The sequence below is a fragment of the Streptomyces sp. NPDC005402 genome (genome assembly GCF_040606575.1).
Taxonomy (GTDB): Bacteria; Actinomycetota; Actinomycetes; order Streptomycetales; family Streptomycetaceae; genus Streptomyces.
The window spans coordinates 1-20,255 of record NZ_JBEXFB010000010.1; the positions used below are offsets into that span (position 1 = coordinate 1).

General features: G+C 69.1%; 15 protein-coding genes, 1 tRNA gene and 1 pseudogene. 3 read left to right on the forward strand and 14 right to left on the reverse strand.

The annotated features are described in order from the left end of the window. The 6 genes from ABZT02_RS20345 to ABZT02_RS20370 form a co-directional block, all read right to left on the reverse strand. A partial coding sequence (locus ABZT02_RS20345; RefSeq protein WP_356019366.1) for a thiamine pyrophosphate-binding protein occupies window positions 1–1,064 on the reverse strand: 1,064 nt, incomplete at its 3' end. A 2-nt stretch (window positions 1,065–1,066) separates the two neighbouring features. Further along, the gene (locus ABZT02_RS20350) at window positions 1,067–2,335 is read right to left on the reverse strand and encodes a dihydrolipoamide acetyltransferase family protein (RefSeq protein ID WP_356019645.1); all 1,269 of its coding nucleotides are present in this window, start codon (window positions 2,333–2,335) and stop codon (window positions 1,067–1,069) included. A 67-nt stretch (window positions 2,336–2,402) separates the two neighbouring features. Further along, the gene (locus tag ABZT02_RS20355) at window positions 2,403–3,377 is read right to left on the reverse strand and encodes an alpha-ketoacid dehydrogenase subunit beta (protein ID WP_356019367.1); all 975 of its coding nucleotides are present in this window, start codon (window positions 3,375–3,377) and stop codon (window positions 2,403–2,405) included. Window position 3,378: 1 nt separating this feature from the next. Continuing rightward, window positions 3,379–4,488, reverse strand: coding sequence for a pyruvate dehydrogenase (acetyl-transferring) E1 component subunit alpha (gene pdhA, locus ABZT02_RS20360; protein ID WP_356019368.1), 1,110 nt, complete (start codon window positions 4,486–4,488; stop codon window positions 3,379–3,381). A 115-nt stretch (window positions 4,489–4,603) separates the two neighbouring features. Then, the gene (locus ABZT02_RS20365; RefSeq protein ID WP_356019369.1) at window positions 4,604–5,338 is read right to left on the reverse strand and encodes an alpha/beta fold hydrolase; all 735 of its coding nucleotides are present in this window, start codon (window positions 5,336–5,338) and stop codon (window positions 4,604–4,606) included. A 134-nt stretch (window positions 5,339–5,472) separates the two neighbouring features. Then, a complete protein-coding gene (locus ABZT02_RS20370; RefSeq protein WP_356019370.1) occupies window positions 5,473–6,498 on the reverse strand; it encodes a ParB/RepB/Spo0J family partition protein in 1,026 nt (341 codons plus the stop codon). Between the two features lie 200 nt (window positions 6,499–6,698). Between ABZT02_RS20370 and ABZT02_RS20375 the strand changes: the two genes are divergently transcribed. Next, window positions 6,699–7,355, forward strand: a complete 657-nt coding sequence (locus ABZT02_RS20375; protein ID WP_356019371.1) for a ScbR family autoregulator-binding transcription factor — start codon at window positions 6,699–6,701, stop codon at window positions 7,353–7,355. 511 nt (window positions 7,356–7,866) lie between these two features. On the opposite strand, the gene ABZT02_RS20380 is transcribed toward ABZT02_RS20375, so the two are convergent. Both ABZT02_RS20380 and ABZT02_RS20385 read right to left on the reverse strand, forming a co-directional pair. Continuing rightward, complete coding sequence (locus ABZT02_RS20380; protein ID WP_356019372.1) at window positions 7,867–8,415, reverse strand: hypothetical protein; 549 nt, start codon at window positions 8,413–8,415, stop codon at window positions 7,867–7,869. Between the two features lie 122 nt (window positions 8,416–8,537). Beyond that, a complete protein-coding gene (locus tag ABZT02_RS20385; protein WP_356019373.1) occupies window positions 8,538–8,690 on the reverse strand; it encodes a hypothetical protein in 153 nt (50 codons plus the stop codon). 665 nt (window positions 8,691–9,355) lie between these two features. Between ABZT02_RS20385 and ABZT02_RS20390 the strand changes: the two genes are divergently transcribed. Further along, window positions 9,356–11,041 carry a pentapeptide repeat-containing protein gene (locus ABZT02_RS20390; RefSeq protein ID WP_356019374.1) on the forward strand — a complete coding sequence of 562 codons (1,686 nt, stop codon included), beginning with the start codon at window positions 9,356–9,358 and terminating at the stop codon, window positions 11,039–11,041. Between the two features lie 17 nt (window positions 11,042–11,058). On the opposite strand, the gene ABZT02_RS20395 is transcribed toward ABZT02_RS20390, so the two are convergent. Continuing rightward, window positions 11,059–11,433, reverse strand: coding sequence for a hypothetical protein (locus tag ABZT02_RS20395; protein WP_356019375.1), 375 nt, complete (start codon window positions 11,431–11,433; stop codon window positions 11,059–11,061). A 328-nt stretch (window positions 11,434–11,761) separates the two neighbouring features. Then, complete coding sequence (locus tag ABZT02_RS20400; RefSeq protein WP_356019376.1) at window positions 11,762–12,277, reverse strand: UTRA domain-containing protein; 516 nt, start codon at window positions 12,275–12,277, stop codon at window positions 11,762–11,764. Window positions 12,278–12,436: 159 nt separating this feature from the next. On the opposite strand from ABZT02_RS20400, the pseudogene ABZT02_RS20405 reads away from it, so the two are divergent. After that, window positions 12,437–13,648: pseudogene (locus ABZT02_RS20405) on the forward strand (site-specific integrase); the annotation flags it as partial. A 43-nt stretch (window positions 13,649–13,691) separates the two neighbouring features. On the opposite strand, the gene ABZT02_RS20410 reads toward ABZT02_RS20405, so the two are convergent. The 4 genes from ABZT02_RS20410 to tmk all read right to left on the reverse strand — a co-directional run bounded on the left by ABZT02_RS20410 (window position 13,692) and on the right by tmk (window position 20,226). After that, window positions 13,692–13,768 (reverse strand) — tRNA-Thr (locus tag ABZT02_RS20410). A 106-nt stretch (window positions 13,769–13,874) separates the two neighbouring features. Then, window positions 13,875–15,524, reverse strand: coding sequence for an alpha/beta fold hydrolase (locus ABZT02_RS20415; protein ID WP_356019377.1), 1,650 nt, complete (start codon window positions 15,522–15,524; stop codon window positions 13,875–13,877). A gap of 95 nt (window positions 15,525–15,619) precedes the next feature. Then, window positions 15,620–16,825, reverse strand: coding sequence for a DNA polymerase III subunit delta' (locus ABZT02_RS20420; RefSeq protein ID WP_356019378.1), 1,206 nt, complete (start codon window positions 16,823–16,825; stop codon window positions 15,620–15,622). A 173-nt stretch (window positions 16,826–16,998) separates the two neighbouring features. Continuing rightward, the gene (tmk, locus tag ABZT02_RS20425; RefSeq protein WP_356019379.1) at window positions 16,999–20,226 is read right to left on the reverse strand and encodes a dTMP kinase; all 3,228 of its coding nucleotides are present in this window, start codon (window positions 20,224–20,226) and stop codon (window positions 16,999–17,001) included. Between the last annotated feature and the right edge of the window lie 29 nt (window positions 20,227–20,255).

Genomic DNA, 20,255 nt, shown 5'->3' on the forward strand with positions numbered 1-20,255 from the left:
GAGAGGTCCTTCCACCAGGCGCTGTAGTCGCCCTTGTGGCCCTCGCTGTGCTCCCTCTGGACGGCCTGGACCAGGTCGGCGATGACCTCGCGGGCATCCCCGACGATCGGCACGTCGGCGGCGCGGTTCTTGCCGATCTCGGCCGGGTCGATGTCGGCGTGGACGATCTTGGCGTGCGGGGCGAAGCTGTCCAGCTTGCCGGTGACGCGGTCGTCGAAGCGGGTACCGAGGGCGACGATCAGGTCGGCCTTCTGCAGCGCGGTGACGGCGGTGACCGCACCGTGCATGCCCGGCATCCCCACGTGCAGCGGGTGGCTGTCGGGGAACGCGCCGAGCCCCATCAGGGTGGTGGTGACGGGCGCTCCGGTGAGTTCCGCGAGGACCTTCAGCTCGGCGGTGGCGCCGGCCTTGATGACACCGCCGCCGACGTAGAGGACGGGCCGCTTGGCCTGGGTGATCAGCTTGGCGCCCTCACGGATCTGCTTGGCGTGCGGCTTGGTCACCGGGCGGTAGCCGGGCAGGTCCATGACCGGCGGCCAGGAGAACGTCGTCTTCGCCTGGAGCGCGTCCTTGGCGATGTCGACCAGGACCGGGCCCGGGCGGCCGGTGGAGGCGATGTGGAACGCCTGCGCGATGACCCTCGGGATGTCCTCGGCCTTGGTGACCAGGAAGTTGTGCTTGGTGATCGGCATGGTGATGCCGACGATGTCCGCCTCCTGGAAGGCGTCCGTCCCGATCGCCTTGGACGCCACCTGACCGGTGATCGCCACCAACGGCACCGAGTCCATGTGCGCGTCCGCGATCGGGGTCACCAGGTTGGTGGCACCGGGACCCGAGGTCGCCATGCAGACGCCGACCTTGCCGGTGGCCTGCGCGTAACCGGTCGCCGCGTGACCCGCGCCCTGCTCATGCCGGACCAGGACGTGCCGCACCCGCGTGGAATCCATCAACGGGTCGTACGCCGGAAGGATGGCACCACCGGGAATGCCGAATACCGTCTCGGCGCCGACCTCCTCGAGAGAGCGGATGAGGGACTGCGCGCCCGTCATGAGTCCGGTGGTCATCGCTACGCCCATGTGACGAGTCGCTTGGGCTGTTCGAGGATCTCCGCGGTCGCGGCGAGAACCTTGGAGCCCAGCTCTCCGTCGACCAGGCGGTGGTCGAAGGAGAGGGCCAGCGTGAGGACTTGACGGGGTTTCACCTTGCTCCGGTGCACCCAGGGCAGGGTCCTGATCGCTCCCACGGCGAGGATGGCCGCCTCGCCCGGGTTGAGGATCGGGGTTCCCGTGTCGACGCCGAAGACCCCGAGGTTGGTGATGGTCACCGTGCCGCCGGACAGGTCCGCGGGGGTGGTCCGGCCGGCCCGGGCCGTGGCGACCAGGTCGCCCAGCTCCGCGGCCAGTTGCGGCAGGTTCCTGGTGTGCGCGTCCTTGATGTTGGGGACGAGCAGGCCACGGGGCGTGGCCGCGGCGATGCCCAGGTGGACCCGCTCCTTGATGACGACCTCCTGTGCGGCCTCGTCCCAGGAGGCGTTGATCTCCGGGAAACGCCGTACCGCGGCCAGGAAGGCTCTGGCCACGAGGAGCAGCGGGGTCACCCGCAGTCCCGCGAAGTCGGGGTCCTGCTTGAGCTGTTGGACGAGTTTCACGGTGCGTGTCACGTCGACGGTGCTGAACTCGGTGACGTGGGGTGCCGTGAAGGCGCTCCTCACCATGGCCTCGGCGGTCGCTTTGCGCACCCCCTTGATGGGGACACGGCGTTCGTCGGACGCGGGGACACGCGCCGGTTGGACCGCCACCGGCGGCTGGGTGGTGCGGGCCGCGGCGTGGACGTCCTCACGGGTGATCACACCGCCCGGGCCGGAGGGCACCAGGAGGCCGAGGTCGACGCCGAGGTCCCGGGCGAGCTTGCGCACCGGGGGCTTCGCCGCACCGGGAACGGCCTCTCGGCGGGCGGGCCGCTCCCGCTCGGCTCGCGGCTTGCGCGGGCGGCGCCTCGTCGAGCCGTTCATGACGCCGTATCCGACGAGCAGGGCCTGCTGCGGCTCCGGCTCGGGAGCCGGCGGGTCGGCGGGCTGGGACGTCGGCGGGTCGGCGGGCTCGGGCCCGCCGTCCGGCGCCGTGTCGACGGTGATGATGACCGCCCCGATGTCGACCGTCGTGCCGGCGGGGCACCGGATCTCGTGCACCGCCCCGTCGTAGGGGATGGGCAGTTCCACCGCCGCCTTCGCGGTCTCGACCTCGCACACGGTCATGCCGTCGTGCACCCGGTCGCCGGGCTTCACGTACCACTGGAGTATGTCCGCCTCGCTCAGGCCCTCGCCCACGTCGGGCATCCTGAACTCACGGAAACGCTGTGCTTCCACGGAATCCTCGTCTCGGTGGGCCAGAGCGGCCGGGACGTCAGTAGGCAAGGACGCGCTCGACGGCATCCAGAATCCGGTCCAGGTCCGGCAGGTAGGCGTGCTCGGTCCGGGCCGGCGGATACGGCATGTGGAATCCGCCCACGCGCAGGACCGGCGCCTCCAGCCGGTCGAAGCAGCGTTCCGCGACGTGGGCGGCGATCTCCGCGCCGGTGCCGAAGAACACGGGTGCCTCGTGCACCACCACCAGCCGGCCGGTCCTGCGCACCGAGGCCTCGACCGTGTCGAAGTCGACCGGCGAGATGGAGCGCAGGTCGACGACCTCCACGCTGGAGCCCTCCTCCTCGGCCACGGCCGCTGCCTCCAGTGCGGTGCGCACGGTCGGCCCGTAGGCGAGGACCGTCGCGTCGCGGCCGGGGCGTATCACCCGTGCGGAGTGCAGCGGGTGGGGCGACGCCGCCAGGTCGACCTCGCCCTTGTCGTAGTAACGGCGTTTGGGTTCGAGGTAGATGACCGGGTCGTCGCCCGCGACGGCCTGCCGGAGCATCGTGTACGCGTCCGCGGCGTTGGACGGCGAGACCACCCTCAGTCCGGCGACATGTGCGAAGAGTGCCTCCGGAGACTCGCTGTGGTGCTCGACCGCGCCGATGCCGCCGCCGTACGGGATCCGGATGACGACCGGCAGCGCGATACGGCCGCCGGATCGGGCCCGCATCTTGGCGAGCTGGGTGACGATCTGGTCGTACGCGGGAAAGACGAAGCCGTCGAACTGGATCTCCACGACAGGGCGGTAGCCGCGCAGCGCCAGGCCGATCGCGGTGCCGACTATGCCGGACTCGGCGAGCGGAGTGTCCTTGACCCGGTGCTCCCCGAAGTCCTTCTGCAAGCCGTCGGTGACCCGGAAGACACCGCCGAGCCTCCCGATGTCCTCGCCCATCAGGACGACCTTGGGGTCGTCCTCCAGAGCCGCCCGCAGCGCCGCGTTGACAGCCTTCGCAAGGGTCGTCGTCGCCATGTCAGCTCCCCTCCACGAACGACGCCTCGTACTCCTTGAACCACTCCCGTTCCTCGGTGACCTGCCGGTGCTCGCCGGCGTAGGTGAGGTCGAAGAACTCCGTGAGATGGGGATCGGGCATGGTGCGCACGCTCTCCCTGATGTGCTGGGCGAGCCGGTCGCCCTCCGCACCGACCTCCGCGAGGAAGTCGGCGTCGGCCCAGCCGTGGTTCAGGAGGTACTTCTCCAGGCGGGCGATCGGGTCCTTGCGCGCCCACTGCGTCACTTCGGCGGAGTGCCGGTAGCGGGTCGGGTCGTCCGACGTGGTGTGGGCGCCCATGCGGTAGGTGAACGCCTCGACGAGTGTCGCCTCGCGTCCTTGCCGGGCTCGCTCGACGGCGGCCCGGGTCACCGCCAGACAGGCCAGCACGTCGTTGCCGTCCACCCGGACACCGTGCAGTCCGAAACCGGCGGCGCGCCGGTGGATCGGCACCTTGCTCTGCCTTTCCACTCCCTGCGAAATGGCCCATTGATTGTTCTGGCAGAAAAAGACGACCGGCGCGTCGTAAACGGCGGCGAAGTTGAATGCCTCGCTCACGTCCCCCTGACTGGTCGCACCGTCACCGAAATACACGACGACCGCGGAGTCGGCATCGTCGTCGGCCACGCCCATCGCATATCCGGTGGCATGCAGAACCTGGGAGCCGATGACGAGCGTGTAGAGATGGAAGTTCTTCTCCGCGGGATCCCAGCCGCCGTGGCTCACGCCCCGGAACAGCCGGAATATGTGCAGCGGATCGACCTGCCTGGCGAGGGCGACACCGTGGTCGCGGTAGCTCGGAAAGACGTGGTCGTCCGCGCGCAGCGCGAGACCCGAGCCCACCTGAGCCGCCTCCTGCCCCAACGACGAGGGCCACAGGCCCAGTTCGCCCTGTCGCTGCAGGGTGACCCCCTCGGCGTCCACCCGGCGGGTCAGCGCCATCCGCCGGTACATCTCCCGGAGTTCCCCGGGGGTCGGTTCGATGTCGTAGTCGGGGTGGTGCACGCGCTCGCCGTGCGGCGTGAGCAGTTGCACCATCTCCCCCGGGTCTTCGCCTGAAAGGCCGTCCCTTGTTCTTTTTTGCGCAGCCAAGACTCTCCCCCGTCACTGCATGGATTTCTCAACTCGAATTCGTCCCGGACGCCGAATCAGTCGCGCTCGACGAGTATCACTGATCCCTCACCGCGAACACCAGTTTGTGCACGCCTCATCCGTACACGTTCGGTGTCCGTGCCGACTCGGGGTGCAGCACTGAGCGCAGTTCGCCGAAGAAATCCCGTTTCGACTCACGGGGAAAGAAATGTCCGCCCGGGATCGCATGGACGGTGCAGCCGGCGCTGGTGTGCCGACTCCACCCCGCCGCGGCCGCCCGGTCCACCAGGGGGTCGCGGGTGCCGGTGAAGACGTGGATCGGGCAGGGCAGCGGCGCCCCGATGTCCTGCGCCGGTCGCCTGGGCCGGATGATCCGCAGGTCCTCCCGCAGCCGGGCGAGCATCACGGCCAGCCGTTCGGTGCCGCCGAGCAGGTCCGCGTGGATGTCGGAGGTGTCGACCAGCCAGCGCAGCAGCTCCGAGTCGGTCATGTCCTCGGTGGCACCGGTCGACTGCCTCAGATGGGGTGCGCCGAAGGCCCCGACGATCAGTTTCTCGGGCAGCCGCCGCGCCCGCCGGGCCAGCAGCCGGGTCAGCCGGTAGGCGACCAGCGCCCCCATGCTGTGGCCGTACAGCACGTGCCGCCCCGACAGGCCGGGCCCCAGGTCCTGGGCGAGCGCCTCGACCAGCGTGTCCAGATCGCGGTAGCGCGGGCTGCGGCCGTCCCGCCCCCGCCCCGGCAGCGCGACCGGCACCACCTCGACCTGTGGCCCGAGCGCGCGCTGCCAGCCGGAGAACGCAGCGATGCTGCCCCCAGCGTGATGGAACCCGAAGAGGGTGAATTCCCCCACGGCACCTCCCCTGTATCCGCCGGACGGGCCCCGCTCAGGGCCTCCGGCGCCGTGCAACCACGGAACTCCCCGTGGTCGCACAGCTCCCCGTAGTCGCACACAGCCGTACAGCCCCCGCCGCCGTACGGACGTCACTACTCGCCACCGGACTCGGCGGCCACACGCTCCAGCTCGTCGGCGAACTCCGTCCAGGCGATCGCGCACTTGCGGGCGAGCTGGCTGATCACCTGCGCCCCGTGCTCCGGCACGGCCTCGCGCAGCTCGGCCCACCGGCTGTCGGGCAACACCTGGACGCCGAGCAACCGCAGCAGGAAGCGTCCCCGCTCGGTCAGCCGTAGGGACGGGTCCTTCATGAGGGACCTCAGCAGCCCCTGCTCGTCGACGGGGTCGCGCGCCTCGGGCGGCCGCCGTACCGGGTGAGCGCCCCGCGGGGCGTCCGGAGCCCGCAGCGACTTCGGGAGCGGGTCCTCGCCCCGCGCCATCCGGTCGCGTACGTCGCGGACCGTACCCGGGGACACCCCGGCCCGCTGGGCGATCGCCCGGAGCGAGGCGCCCGGCATCTCCTCGATCAGCCGGCTCGCGCGGATCCGTCCCTCGGCGCCGTTCAACGGCCGCACCCGGCCGTCGCGCCCCAGCCTGACGGCGGGCTGGTCACCCGCGTCCAGGGACCGCCGGATCTCGCCGACCGTGCGGGCGGACAGGCCGGCCGCCAGCGCGACGGCGGGGTCTGACCAGTACGGATGGGTCCGCAGGATACGGGCGGCGGCCGCGGCACGATCGCGTGCGCTCAGCGGCAGCCCGTGCGTGGTGTTCTCCCGCACGGCGAGCACGAACGCGTCGCGCTCGTCACCGTCGAAGAACCGCACCTTCACTTCAGGCTCGCCCCGCAGGCGGGCCGCCGCGAGGCGGTGCATACCGTCCACGACCCGCATGGTCGGCCGGTGGACGATGATCGGGGGGAGCGCCGCTCCCGAATCGGCCAGCAGACGTGCGTGCGCCTGATCCTCGCCCTCGGTGCGTGGAGAGTCCGCGGACAGAATGGAGTCGATGGGAACCGTGGCGACCGCCGAGAGTCCCGGCTGCTGCACTTCGGTCCACGCCGACTCGGCCGCCCCCGCGGACCGTTGAGACACCACCAAGACGTTCTGGGTACTCATCATGCTCCGTATCTCCAGCTGATCTTGTGACTCCACCATAGACTTTTACATACGTTCGCGAACGTTTTTTTAGACCCTCTTTGGCCTTACTTGACCAGCACTGACAGCTCTGCAGCAGACGGCGAGGCCGTGAAATACATTCGCGGTGGTACGTTAGTGGGTCAACCGAGCCGTCACTGTTGACCTCATGCGGGAGCCGCCACGTGCATGCCCTTGAACCCACACCTGTCGGCGAGAAGCGCCCCGCCCGTCAGGAACCCAAGCAACAGCGGTCCATCCGTACCCGCGTCCAGATCCTCGAGGCGGCGGCCGTGGTCTTCGCGCGCAGCGGCTTCGCCGACGTGACCCTGCTCGACATCGCCGAACAGGCCGGGGTGACCAAGGGGGCCGTGTACTTCCACTACGCGAACAAGGAGGCCATCGCGATCGCGGTCTCGGAGGAGTACTTCGCCCGCCTGGGCGCCCTGTCCGTCGGCGTCAGGCGCCTGAAGGTGCCTCCCCTGCAGGCCACGGTCAAGCTCCTGAACCGGGTGGCCGTCGTCCTTCGCGACGACACCCTGTTCCAGGCCGCGGTACGGCTGCACCTGGACCGCCACCAGATCACCAGCGGGCTGCCCACCCGCCCGTTCGTCGACTTCATGACGCACTGCCAGGAACTGCTGGTGGAGGCGAAGGAGGTGGGTCAGCTCCCCGAGGACGCCGACCCGGAGAAGCTGGCCCGGGTGCTCGTGGCGGCCTTCTTCGGCGCTCAGCACATCTCCTGGGCACTGAACGACCGCGCTGATCTCATCGACCGCGTCCAGGAGACGATCGACGCGATCCTGCCCCGTCACTGGTACGAACCGGCCGACAACACCTGAGACACCGACGGGAGTTCAGCGTCCCCGGGACGGGACGACCCGAACTCGGCCGGCTCCGGTCGGCGGGGCGTGCGGTACGACGACGAGCGGCTGCGCTCGGGAGTGAGGTCGGGCCCGGCCCGGCGTGGGACAGTCGTGTTGTTGCGCCCGCAGAAGAGCGTGCCGGGCTGCTCCGCCTCGGACCAGACGTTCACGACGCCTTCGCCGGACGCCGCCCGGCCGGACAGCAGGCCGGGGGCCGCGCTCCTCGGTCCGGGCCTCAGGTGGCTGATCGTCGATACGAGAAAAAGAGCCCTGAGGGCGTCAGACGTTCACCGGGTCGGTCTCGACCTGCAAACCGGTTGGGTCCACACGGCGGCGCTGTCCGCGCGCCCGCCGCCGTCGCCGTCGCCGCATCCGCTGAACGAAAAAGCCCCAGGTCATGGCGAGAGGTGCCGGATGCCCGCTCACCCTGGCGCAGTGGCGGCGCGGCTCGGCAGGCTACCTGCCCATCGATGCCTCGATTCCCTGCTCAGTGCCAACAGGTTTCCTTGCCGCCGTCCCGCTCGGTGCCGACCGATACCGAGTAGGCGAGGCCCGTGCCGACCTCGGGCTCGGGCGAGAAGCCTCCGGGACGTAGGTCGACGTTGAGCAGCAGATGCCGGCCCTGCTCGGTCCCGGTCCAGCAGGCACCCTCCACGGCAGCGGGCGGTGCCTCGGGGGCGGGGTCCCCCTCGAACTTCCAGCCGGCGGCGGCGGCTGTCCTGGTGTAGTACGTGATGACGTCGTCGGGTCTGCCCGGGAACACGTACAGGCGATCCGCGTGCAGCCAGGGCGCTCCGCTGCTGACGTCGTCGCATCCGGTGGTGACGCCCACCCCGCGGTAGTTGGCGGGTGCCGAGGCCTGGGCGGGCGCTGATTCGAGGAGTGGCTGCTTGGCCAGTCGCTTGAGTTCTGCGGCCGTGTCGTGGCAGCCGTCGTCGCCGCCGAGGGCTGAGCACGCGCTGAGGAGAGCGGTCGGCAGCAGGAGGGCCGCCGCCAGTATGACGCGGGTGCCGACGGACGATGCTGTGGGGGACAACGGTGCTCCTGGGAGTACGGGTGGTCGTGGGTCCGGGGACTGGTGACCGGGCGCGGTCCCCGTCCAGGGGGACCGCGCCCGGTGTGTTGTTCGTTCAGGTCACTGCTGAGCGCTGACGGTGGTTAGCCCCAGAGATAGCCGTACCGGGACAGGCAGCTGCCGACCTGGTACAGATACTGGAACAGCAGTCCTCTGTTGAGCCAGTAGCGAGTTTGTCCGCGGTTGTAGCTGCTGCTCTCGAAGATCCGCGCCACGCGGTTGTTGTGCTGGTCCACCTTGGTCTCGCAGCGTCCGTGGCGAGGGGGCTTCCACAGAGCCGCCTTCGGGATTCGAACCCGAGACCTACGCATTACGAGTTGTCCGACCCCGCTCCAACGCCATCCACAGACGTCCGCCACGGAGGTGTTGCCCCTGCTCATCGGTCGACTAGGACTACAGCGGACTCGAGCGAACACCTGCAGATCAGGCAGCAACTGAGACTGGAACTGAGACCTCACGGCCGCACCGCAACAACCTCCGCCGGTCCGTGACCGTCGCCCCGCAAGTGCCGTTCGGCGCGCATGCGGCCCGCTATAACAACGCGCATGCCCGCGTTCCCGATATGGCGACGTCCCCCATTGCTGTCGTCGCCGGCGGCCAGGCAGGCTGCCCTCGTGGGAGCAGCCCTCCCGGAGTCCAGCAGTGACCGTGAGTTACGGCCGCGCTTCCAGCCTGTGACGCCTCTGCTTACGATCTGGCAATGTCACACACAAAATCACCGTAGATGGGGTATCGGTGGTGAATGCCTGCTCCCTCACCCTCCCCGCTTCAGTGGACCGAGTGTTCTCATATCACGGTAGTCGCTAGCCGCACCATTCAGTGTCGCGGGGAAGCTGTCGAACCTTACGCGGAGTGCCTGACGCATCTCTCAGAACGTGACCGCGCCAGGCATATGAACTCTATGCATGAACGACGCTCCGTCAGCTATCGCGGAACGACCATCGACTCCAGTCTTTTCCGACACATCACCGCAGTTCTTGGGCGCGGAGAAACGCAGGCCAGTTTCAGCTACTGCAGATTCACCGGCGAAGCATTGCGACCAGCGGGCACGTTCCGAAGCCCCATTTCGTTTGCGTCAGCAGTTTTCGAAGGAATGGCCTATTTCGTAGAGGTTCAGTTTCTGCAAGGTGTAGAATTTGATGGCGCCAAATTTCTCGAATCGGCATTTTTCGAGGATGTGAAGTTTCACGAGGTCGCATCATTCGACGGCGTGAAATTCGAAGACTGGGCCACTTTCGAACAAGCACATTTCGGCAATGACGTTTTCTTTCAAGAGGTGCAGTTCGAGAAAGTGGCATTTGATAACACGTCTTTCGCGGGATGGGCGTTGTTCAATGATGCGACCTTCTCCGCCGAGGCATCCTTCGCGAGGGCGCGGTTTCATAGCATCGCAGAATTCCAGAGGGTCACATTTGGCAACGTCGCCAATTTCAGTGAATCAGAGTTCATGAAGATTGCCCATTTTGACGACGCCACATCCGATGCGGACATAGTCTTCAACAGGGCCCGCTTCACGGAGCTACCGAGGCTGGGACCGATCCGCTGCAAAGGACACCTAGACCTGTCCCACACGCGCTTCGACCAGCCCGTTCTGCTCATCGCCGATGCGAGTAATGCACTCTTCCGGCACACCATTTTTCTGTCACACGCGTCAGCCCAACTCACGGGCGCAAATGTAGACCTGACGCACGCGGCACTCAATCAGCCAATGGACATAATCGGGACGCCCGCAACAATCAATTTCGAGACCGGTGCCATTCAATCAGTCTCCATATCGTCACTCCGAGGCGTTGACTGTGCAATGCTCACCCTAGCGAGCGTTTCTCTGACGAACTGCACTTTCAGTGGCGCAGTCCACCTTGATCAGCTACGCCTTGAGGGGCGTTGGCACTTTAATGCGAGCCCTCACGGATTCTCCTTGATGCCACCGTTCCGTTATACGAGACGGCAAGTTATTGAGGAGGAACGTCGCCGGCGCTCCCTTTCGGGCACAAGGAACTCCCTACGCATCTGGGGTAGTGCGCCAATCGATAGATCCACTCCTCGGCACGATGCATTGGCAATCATCTATCGGCAGTTGAGGAAATCACGCGAGGACGCGAAGGACGAACCTGGCGCCGCAGATTTCTACTACGGAGAAATGGAAATGCGACGCCTGAGTCGCAAATGGAGCACCTCCGAGCGTTGGCTCCTGCAGGTGTACTGGCTGCTATCGGGATACGGACTGCGTGCATCGCGTGCCCTCGGGTGGCTCTGCTTGGCGATGCTGACCACCATCCTACTTATGATGGGATTCGGACTGCCCCAGAATTCACCGAGGCAGGAGGCCACGGGAGTACTTCCTCCGAATGGTGGAAAGATTACATTTGAGATCGACAAGAAAGACGCCGAGAACCCTGACGCTGAACGATTCAACACCGGGCGGTTTGAGAAGGCCCTGAAAGTCACACTCAACTCAGTAGTTTTCCGTTCCAGTGGCCAGGACCTAACAACGTCTGGCGAATACATCGAGATGGCCTCCCGCTTCTGCGAGCCGGCGCTCATCGGTCTTGCCGTGCTGGCTATTCGTGGGCGAGTGAAGCGGTAGTAACGAGCCTCAGCGACTCACTGCGTTGACCCTCCGTCAAGCAAGAGATCGGTGATGGCCTCAGTCGACCAGTGGCCTGCTGCGCCAGGGCAGGCCGCGACGTACGAGGCGACGCCTTCAACGTCCCAAGCGCCGGCGGACAGTAGGCCCGATGCCAGAAAGCGCACGTAGGCGGCGGAAGGGATGACCCACTGAACATCATCCATGCCCCATGGGGCGGTGAAGGCCAGAACAGGCAAACCGTCGACCTGCCCGGCGCATACGAGCGTTTCGTAGCGTCCTTCCCCGAGCACAGCACGTCCCCGAGTCAACGCGTCGACCAGATCAAGATCGGTACCTGGCTCCCTGTACATTTCCTGAGCCGCGATGTCGGCGAACTGCTGCACGGTCACCAGGTGCGCCCTAGCCAGGACACGCCCGTTCGCATGCGGATCGTAGAAGGCCCTGCCACCTCCCCAGACGGGCGACTCGGTTGCGAAGTACATCGCGCCGTTGAGTTCCACGGGGATGGACCGATCGGGCATAGCCCGGTTGCGGCACCCCGGGTACTTCCTTGACGCCCCTGGCGGCTGACCGCCCTTGATATAGGCGGCCAGCCGGTCCAAATGCATGTTGGACCCGTAGGACGTGTACCAGACCCTGGCCGGGCGCCGGTTGCGCGGAAGCGTCGAGTCGATACTTCGTAGGGCCTTCACTCTGGTTTGCTCCTGTGGGACGTGCTCACTCTGCCGAAACGTCGTACCTGATGACATGACGGTCTCCCGGAAGGATCGTGATCATTACTCGTAGGGGCCGGTCGTTCTCGTCATAGCCCGTACGCATGTGCACGGCCACGGGAGTGGCAGAGGGCAGAGACAACTTCTCGATCTCCGCGCGCGTCGGCATCCGCACGGTGATCTCGTCGCGGTAGCGCGCCTGGACCAGGCCGACGCTGGCCAAGATCCCGCCAGGTGCTGACACGTCTTCCGGCAGCATGAGCGGGGTCCCTCTGACCAGCTCCTCCGGGAAGTAGGAGTCAGCCAGGGCATAGGGGTCCTGGTCCACTATGCGCACCCGTTCCCGGACGACGGTCAACGCAGTCTCGGCGTCGAGCTGGAGACGTTCGGCGACATCCGCTGGCGGGCGCCGGATGGATACACGCACTTCCTGCCGGGGCTGTCGACCACTTTCAGCCACAATGCTGGCCCACTGGTCGCCGTTGTTATCTGACTTGTGCCGGGCTCGCGATTCCAGCACTGACCAGTCCCAGACCGCTGGCGTCAAGCTGCGACGAACGAAGCTACCGCGCCCCTGACCAGCGCAGCCGCTTGAGGCGGACGTTGTTCCACTCGCGGTAGACGGCCGTGTCCAGTGCGTGCAGCCGCTTCAGCACCTCATCGGTGCGCATGCGGCGCCGCAGGCCGTAAGCCGACGGTCGCGGCGTGGATGGAGACCTACCTGACCGACATCGCGAGCCTGAAGCTCAAGCCGCGCTCACTCGACGACTACTGGTCGAAGACCCGGAACGACATCATCCCCGGCGTCGGCAAGCACCGCATCGACAAGTTGCAGCCCGAGCACCTGGAGCGGATGTACCGGGCCATGCTCGACGCCGGCCACGCTCCTTCCCACGTCGTGAAGGTGCACCGCATCCTGTCCCGCGCCTTGAAGATCGCCCACCGTCGGCGCATCGTCGGCGAGAACGTCGCCACGCTCGTGGACCCGCCGAGCATTGACGAGACCGAGGCCAACCCCTTCACCAAGGAGGAGGCGAAGGCCTTCCTCGAAGCCGCGGCGAAGCGTCCCACGTTCATGCGGTGGATCGTCGGTGTCGGCATGGGGTTCCGGCAGGGCGAGACGCTCGGGCTGCGCTGGTCGTACGTCGACCTGGAAGCGGAGCTGTTCCGCCCCGAGTGGCAGCTTCAGCGGCTCACGTGGCGGCACGGCTGCGCCGCCCCACACGCTTGTGGAGGACGTCTGCACCGCTTCGAGCCGTGCCTGCCCGACTGCACCACCCACAAGGGCTACAAGCGCGGCTGCCCGAAGCCGTGCGCCAAGACGTGCACCAAGCACGTAAGCGCCTGCCCGGAGCGCAAAGACGGTGGGCTCACCTTCACCCGCCCCAAGACCAAGAAGAGCCGGAACGCCGTGCCGATCCCGCCCGTCTTCATTCCCTTCCTGCTCGACCACAAGGCCCAGCAGGAAGCGGCACGGGAAGCCGCCGAGGAGCTGTGGCAGGAGCACGATGTCGTGTTCGCCCGGCCGGACGGCCGACCGCTGGACCCGCGCGCCGACTACGAAGAGTTCAAGGAACTACTCAAGGAGGCCGGGATCGAGGACCGCCGCCTGTACGACGGGAGCCGCCACACCGCCGGCACGATCCTGAACGAGCTGGGCGTCGACATGCCCACGATCATGGAGATCCTGCGGCACACGCAGATCAGTCAGACCCGGCGCTACGTCAAGGGCCGGTCCCACCTGTCCAAGGACGCCATGCGGCGGATGGGCGAGTTCTTCGTACCGCCGCCGTCTCCTCCGTCGGCCCCGATTCCGGGCCCCACTGAGACCAGAGGTGAGACCGCCGACACCCGCGCGGAGCGCGCCCGGCGCCGCCGCCGCATTCGCTGAACGAAAAAGCCCAGCTCAGACACTGTCTGGGCTGGGCTTCGAGTGGAGCCGCCTTCGGGATTCGAACCCGAGACCTACGCATTACGAGTGCGTTGCTCTGGCCATCTGAGCTAAGGCGGCGCGCCGTCCGCACCATGGTGCGGTCAGCAACGTCGGTAAGTCTACACAGTTTCCGGGGGTGCTCCGCACCAGCCCTCGGGGCACCCCGGACGCTCCGGTGACCGGGTCAGGAGCAGCGTTTTCCGTCCACGGGAGGGGTGCCGCGGAGCAGGTACGCGTTGATCGCGGAGTCGATGCAGGCGCTGCCGCGGCCGTAGGCGGTGTGGCCGTCGCCCTCGTAGGTGAGCAGGCGGGCCGAGGTCAGCTGGGCGGCCAGGGCGCGGGCCCAGCGGTAGGGGGTGGCCGGGTCGCGGGTGGTGCCGACCACGACGATCGGGCCGGCGCCCCGCGCCTCGATGCGGTGCGGCTCGCCCGTGGGCCCGACCGGCCAGTACGCGCAGCTGAGGGAGGCCCAGGCGAGGCCCGCACCGAAGACGGGGGACGCCTTCTCGAAGGTCGGGACGGCCTTCTCGACCTCCTCCGGACTGGCGTAGGCGGGCTGGAGGTCGAGGCAGTTGACGGCCGCGTTGGCGGGCATCAGGTTGCTGTAGCGGCCGTCGGCGTCCCGCTCGTAGTAGCTGTCGGCGAGGACCAGCAGCCCGGCGCCGTCGCGCTCCTTCATAGCCGAGCTCAGCGCCTCCCGCAGCTGCGCCCAGGAGCTCTCGTCGTACATCGCCGCGATCACGCCGGTCGTGGCGAGGGACTCGCCGAGTGTGCGGCCGTCCGCGTCACCGGTGGGGATCGGGTGCGCGTCGAGCTTGTCGAAGAAGGCCTTGAGCTTCCGGCCGACCTCCGCGCTCGGTGTGCCCTTCGCTCCGAGCGAGCAGTCCGGCTGCTGCACACAGTCCTTCGCGAACGACTGGAACGCCGTCTCGAAGCCCGCCGTCTGGTCGAGGTTCACCCGACGCGCGGACAGCGAGGGGTCCATCGCGCCGTCCAGCACCAGTCGCCCCGCGCGGCCGGGGAACAGGCCCGCGTACGTCGCCCCGAGGAACGTCCCGTACGACGCCCCCACGTAGTTCAGCTTCGCGTCGCCCAGCGCCGCCCGCACGATGTCCATGTCCCGGGCCGTCTCGACCGTCGACACATGCCGCAGCAGCCTCGTCGAGTGCGCACCGCACTCTTCCGCGAACTTCTTGTAGGCGTCGACGAGTTGGGCGATCTCTCGCGCGTCGTCGGGTGTGCTGTCCGTCTGGGTGTACGTGTCCATGTCCTGCCCGTCGAGACATTCGACGGGCTCGCTGCGGCCGACTCCGCGCGGGTCCACCGCGACCATGTCGTAACGGGCCCGTACCTCGGCCGGGTAGCCGATCCCGGCGTACGCCTGCACGTAGCCGACCGCCGAGCCGCCCGGTCCGCCCGGGTTCACGAACAGCGACCCGAGGCGCTCGCCCGGCCCGGTGGCCTTCTTGCGGGCGACGGCGAGCCGGACGTCCCCGTCGGCCGGCTTGTCGTAGTCGAGCGGCGCCTTCAGTGTGGTGCACTCGAAACCGGGAACACCGCAGCTGTGCCAGCGCGCCTTCTGCCCGTAGTACGGCGACAGGGCGGCCGGTGTCGACCGAGGCAGCGCGCCCAGGGCCACGTCGGCGGCCGAGGCGTCCGAACTCGTCGAGGCGCCCGAGGAGCAGGCGGAGACGAGCAGCGCGGCGACGGCGAGGAGGGCGCCGCCGGTGGTGCGGGTCGTACGGGTCGCGCGCGCCGATGTCTGTGCCGGTGCCTGTGCCCGACGCAGGGGAAGCTTCCGGCCGGCGTGGCGGGGATTTCGCCTGATGTGCATCGAGCGAGCCTAACTCTCCGCATTGGATCACATGCCCTGTGTGAACAAACCAGCTCGTACGAGTGACGCCGTCAAGGCGCGATCCCGCCAGGTTCTCAGCCCGCTCTGAGCGCCATCGTCATGGCCTCCACCGCGAGCAGCGGGGCCACATTGCGGTCGAGGGCCTCGCGGCAGGCACCGATCGCCTCGATACGGCGGAGCGTGGTCTCCGGGGAGCTGCCGCGGGCGAGCCGCTCCAACGCGTCTTCCGCGTCCGCGTTGGCGATCGCCACCCGGGAGCCGAGCTGGAGGGCGAGGACGTCACGGTAGAACGCGGTGAGGTCGGTCAGGGCCAGGTCGAGGCTGTCGCGCTGAGTACGGGTGCGGCGGCGCTTCTGCCGGTCCTCCAGGTCCTTCATCACGCCTGCCGTGCCGCGCGGCATGCGGCCGCCCTGGGAGGCGCCCATCGCGGCCTTCAGCTCCTCGGTCTCCTTGCCGTCCATCTCCTCGGCGAGCTGCTTGGCGTCGTCGGCCGCCGCGTCGACGAGCTCCTGCGCCGCCCTGAGACAGCCGCCGATGTCCTCGACGCGCAAGGGGAGCTTCAGCACGGCGGCCCGGCGCTCGCGCGCGGCCGGGTCGGTGGCGAGCCGGCGGGCCCGGTCGACATGGCCCTGGGTGGCACGGGCTGCGGCCATCGCGGCGGCCGGCTCGACGCCCTCCCGGCGCACGAGCATGTCGGCGACGGCCTCCACGGCGGGGGTGCTCAGGTTGAGGTGGCGGCAGCGGGAGCGGATCGTCGGCAGGACGTCCTCGATGGACGGCGCGCACAGCATCCAGACCGTGCGGGGGGCGGGCTCCTCCACGGCCTTGAGGACCGCGTTGGCCGACTTCTCGTTCAACCGCTCCGCGTCCTCGACGAGGATGATCTGCCAGCGGCCGGTCGCCGGCGAGGTGAACGACTTCCTGACGGTGTCCCGCATGTCGTCGGCGAGGATCTGGGTGCCGACGGCGGCTACGGAGGTGACGTCGGCGTGGGTGCCGATGAGTGCCGTATGACACCCGTCGCAGAACCCGCAGCCGGGCGCTCCCCCGAGAGCCCGGTCCGGACTGACGCACTGCAGCGCGGCGGCGAAGGCCCTCGCCGCCTGGTTCCGGCCCGCGCCAGGAGGTCCCGTGAACAGCCAGGCATGCGTCATCTTCGACGCCTCGGGCGGCGGGGCGCCGGTGGCGACGGCGGTGACCAGGGCGTCGGCGTCCCGAGCGGCGGCGGCGAGCTGCTCACTCACCCTCTCCTGGCCGACCAGGTCGTCCCATACGGTCATGGGTCACGCCGCCCTTTCGTCATGCTTCGTGCGTTGGGTCCATTGTGGGGGCGACCACTGACAGCGGGTGCGATACAGGCCTGCCCGGCCGCACCCGCCCAAGGGCGCGGGGAACTGTGCGACCCGCCACAACGCACCCGCACGCCCCCGCCCCCTCACCCGGAGTTCGGCCGCTACCGCCCCCGACGCCGCCCGCGGTCATCCCCGTACTCATCGTCGTGCGGCCCGAGCAACTCGTCGGCCAGCGTGGGCAGGTCGTCCAACGGCGTCTCCTCGGCCCAGTCCGAGCGAGCCCTCCGCCGAGGTGTCCCTTCCGCGTCGACCTGCGGCAGCTCCCGCGTCCGCTCCTCGTCCCGGAAGTACCCCGGCGGCACCCGGTCCGAAGGCCCCTCTCCCGGCGCCGGAGGCACCGGAGGCAGCACCGCCGTCTCATCAGCCGCACCCGGCGGTACGACCGGCGGCAGCACCGCGGTCTCATCGGCAGCCCCCGGCGGCACCGGAGGCAGCACCGCCGTCTCGTCCGCCGCCCCCGGCGGAACCGGCGGCTGCGGCAGCTCGGCCGTCACCTCGGAGTCGGAGGCGGTCCCACCGGAAACACCGGAAGCGCTGGGAGCACCAGAAGCACCGCTCCCGGAAGATTCCTCGTCGTCCTTCTCCATGGACACCCGGGGCAGCACGGCCGTCTCGTCCACCGGACCGCCCGACGCGTTGGTCGGAGTCACCACGGGGGTGGGCACGGTCGCCGCGTCCATTCCCGGCGCGGGAGTGGCGGCCTTCTTGGGCCCCGCTTCGGCCGCCGCGGCCGCGGACTCGGCGAGCCGCCGGGCCTGCTCCGCCCTCAGCAACGCCTCCTCGGCCTTGCGCTGCTTCTCCAGCCGCTGCTCCTCGGCCTCGGCGCGCAGTCGCGCCTCCTCCTCGGCCCGCTTGCGGGCGGCCTCCTCCTGGGCCTTGCGCCGTGCCTCTTCCTCCGCGCGTGCCTTCTCCTCGGCGAGGAGTCGTGCCCGCTCCTCCTCGGCCCGCCTGCGTGCTTCCTCGGCCCGCAGCCTGGCCTCCTCCGCCTGGCGTTCGGCCTCGCGCCGCTGGGCCTCCTCCAGCTCGCGCCGCTTGCGCTCCTCCTCCTCGGCCTTCAACCGGGCGAGCTGCTCCTGGCGTTCCCGCTCCAGGCGCTCCTCCTCGGCCTTGCGCGCGGCTTCTTCCTCGGCCTTGCGCCGCGCCTCTTCCTCGGCCTTGCGGCGAGCCTCTTCCTGCTCCCGGATCTCCTGCTCGGACAGCGGCAGCATCTGGTCGAGGCGGTGCCGTACGACGGTCGTGACGGCCTCGGGCTCCTGCCCGGCGTCCACGACCAGGTACCGCCCGGGGTCGGCGGCGGCCAGCGTGAGGAATCCGGACCGCACGCGCGCGTGGAACTCCGCCGGCTCCGACTCCAGCCGGTCCGGCGCCTCGGTGAACCGCTCGCGGGCGATCTCCGGGGACACGTCCAGCAGGACCGTCAGATGCGGCACGAGACCGTCCGTCGCCCAGCGGTTGATGCGGGCGATCTCCGTCGGGGACAGGTCACGGCCGGCGCCCTGGTAGGCCACCGAGGAGTCGATGTACCGGTCGGAGATCACGACGGCGCCACGCTCAAGGGCGGGCCTGACCACAGTGTCCACGTGCTCCGCGCGGTCCGCCGCGTACAGCAGCGCCTCCGCGCGGTGCGAGAGCCCGGCGCTCGACACGTCCAGCAGGATCGACCGCAGCCGCTTGCCCACCGGGGTCGCCCCCGGCTCGCGCGTCACCACGACCTCGTGTCCCTTGGCCCTTATCCACTCGGCGAGCGCCTCGGCCTGGGTGGACTTCCCGGCCCCGTCCCCGCCTTCCAGAGCGATGAAGAAGCCGGAGGAGGCGGGCACCGTCACCGGGTCGTCGCCGCCGAGCAGCGCGTCCCGCAGGTCGTGCCGCAGGGGTACCCCGGAGCGGTCGTCGACCTTGGCGAGCACCAGCGCGGCCACCGGGAGCAGCAGGGCGCCGACCAGCATCAGGGTGAAGGCGGCGCCGCCGTGCGCGAACACGAACTTGCCGTTCACCAGCCGGTGCGGCCCGATCGCCGCGGCCACCACGGGGGCGACCAGCGCACCCAGCGCCACGCCGACCCGCACGACCGCGTGCAGATGTTCGGTGGTGCGCGCCCGCCGGTATTCCTCGGTCTCCTGGTCGAGCAGGGTGTGCCCGGTGTTGGCGGCCACGCCCGCGCCGACACCGGCCAGCGTGTCGATCAGCAGCACGGTGGTGACGTCCGGGACGAGCCCGGCGGCCAGCAGGGCGATCCCGGTGAAGGCGATCGCCAGCGCGAGGAGCCGGCGCCGCGACAGCGCGACCAGCACCTTGGGCGCCGTACGGACACCGACCACGACACCGCCGGTCAGCGCGAGCACCATCAGCCCGTACAGCACCGGGCCGCCGCCCAGGTCCTTGGCGTGCAGCACGGCCACGGCCACGGCGGCCGCGATCGCCCCGGCGACGGCCGCGCAGGCGGGCACCAGCAGCGGGATCGCGCCGGTACGGCCCTTGTCGACGCCGGTGCCCGTCTTGGGCCGGCGCAGCCCCTCCAGCGGCGAACGCGCGCGCGGGGTGCGCGTGTCGGGAAGTTCCAGGAAGGTCAGCACGGACAGGGACGCGGCGAACAGTCCGGCCGCGACGTACGACGCGAGGGCCGCCTGGTGCTGGCCGAACCAGTCGATGCCGGAGCCCAGCAGGTTGTTGAGCAGACCGGCGGCGACGAGCGCGGCCCCGGCCAGCGGGATCGCCACGAAGGTCGTCCGCAGCGACAGACGGCGCAGTGCGTCCAGGTGGTCCGGCAGCGGTCGTACCGTCGCCCCCTCGGGAGGCGGAGCCGGCAGCAGGGCGGGCGCCGCGCTCTCACGGCACACGGTCCAGAAGCGCTCGGCGACCCCGGTCACGAAGACGGTCACCAGGAGCATCGCGAGCGCGTTGTCCGGCATCCAGTCGATCCACAGCGGCGCGACGATGAGCAGGGCAAGCCTGACTCCGTCCGCACCGACCATGGTCCAGCGGCGGTCGAGCGGCCCCTCCTGCGAAGTGAGCGCGGTCAGCGGGCCGAGCAGGACGGCGCCGAAGAGCACCGTCGCCAGGATGCGCGTACCGAAAACGGTCGCCACTGCGAACGCCACGCCCCGGTAGCCGCCGCTGAACGAGCCCTCGGCGATGGCCGCCTGAAGGGCCAGCAGCACCAGCACCAGGAGTGCGAGGGTGTCGCCGATCCCTCCGACGAGCTGGGCGCTCCACAGGCGTTTGAGCTGGGGCCTGCGCAGCAGGGCGCGGACGGCGCGCTCGCGGGAGTCCGCGACCAGGGCGTCGTCGGGGGCCGGGTGAAGGGCCGTTGGCTGCTCGGCACGGGTCATGCGTTCAGCCTATCGGGAGCCACCGACAG

What these genes read in the sequence shown, in the direction of transcription:
- ABZT02_RS20355 (WP_356019367.1), bottom strand. Translation starts at nt 3,377, where the DNA reads ATGGCGACGACGACCCTTGCGAAGGCTGTCAACGCGGCGCTGCGGGCG.
- ABZT02_RS20420 (WP_356019378.1), bottom strand. Translation starts at nt 16,825, where the DNA reads ATGACCGTATGGGACGACCTGGTCGGCCAGGAGAGGGTGAGTGAGCAG.
- ABZT02_RS20350 (WP_356019645.1), bottom strand. Translation starts at nt 2,335, where the DNA reads ATGCCCGACGTGGGCGAGGGCCTGAGCGAGGCGGACATACTCCAGTGG.
- ABZT02_RS20390 (WP_356019374.1), top strand. Translation starts at nt 9,356, where the DNA reads ATGCATGAACGACGCTCCGTCAGCTATCGCGGAACGACCATCGACTCC.
- tmk (WP_356019379.1), bottom strand. Translation starts at nt 20,226, where the DNA reads ATGACCCGTGCCGAGCAGCCAACGGCCCTTCACCCGGCCCCCGACGAC.
- ABZT02_RS20370 (WP_356019370.1), bottom strand. Translation starts at nt 6,498, where the DNA reads ATGATGAGTACCCAGAACGTCTTGGTGGTGTCTCAACGGTCCGCGGGG.
- ABZT02_RS20415 (WP_356019377.1), bottom strand. Translation starts at nt 15,524, where the DNA reads ATGCACATCAGGCGAAATCCCCGCCACGCCGGCCGGAAGCTTCCCCTG.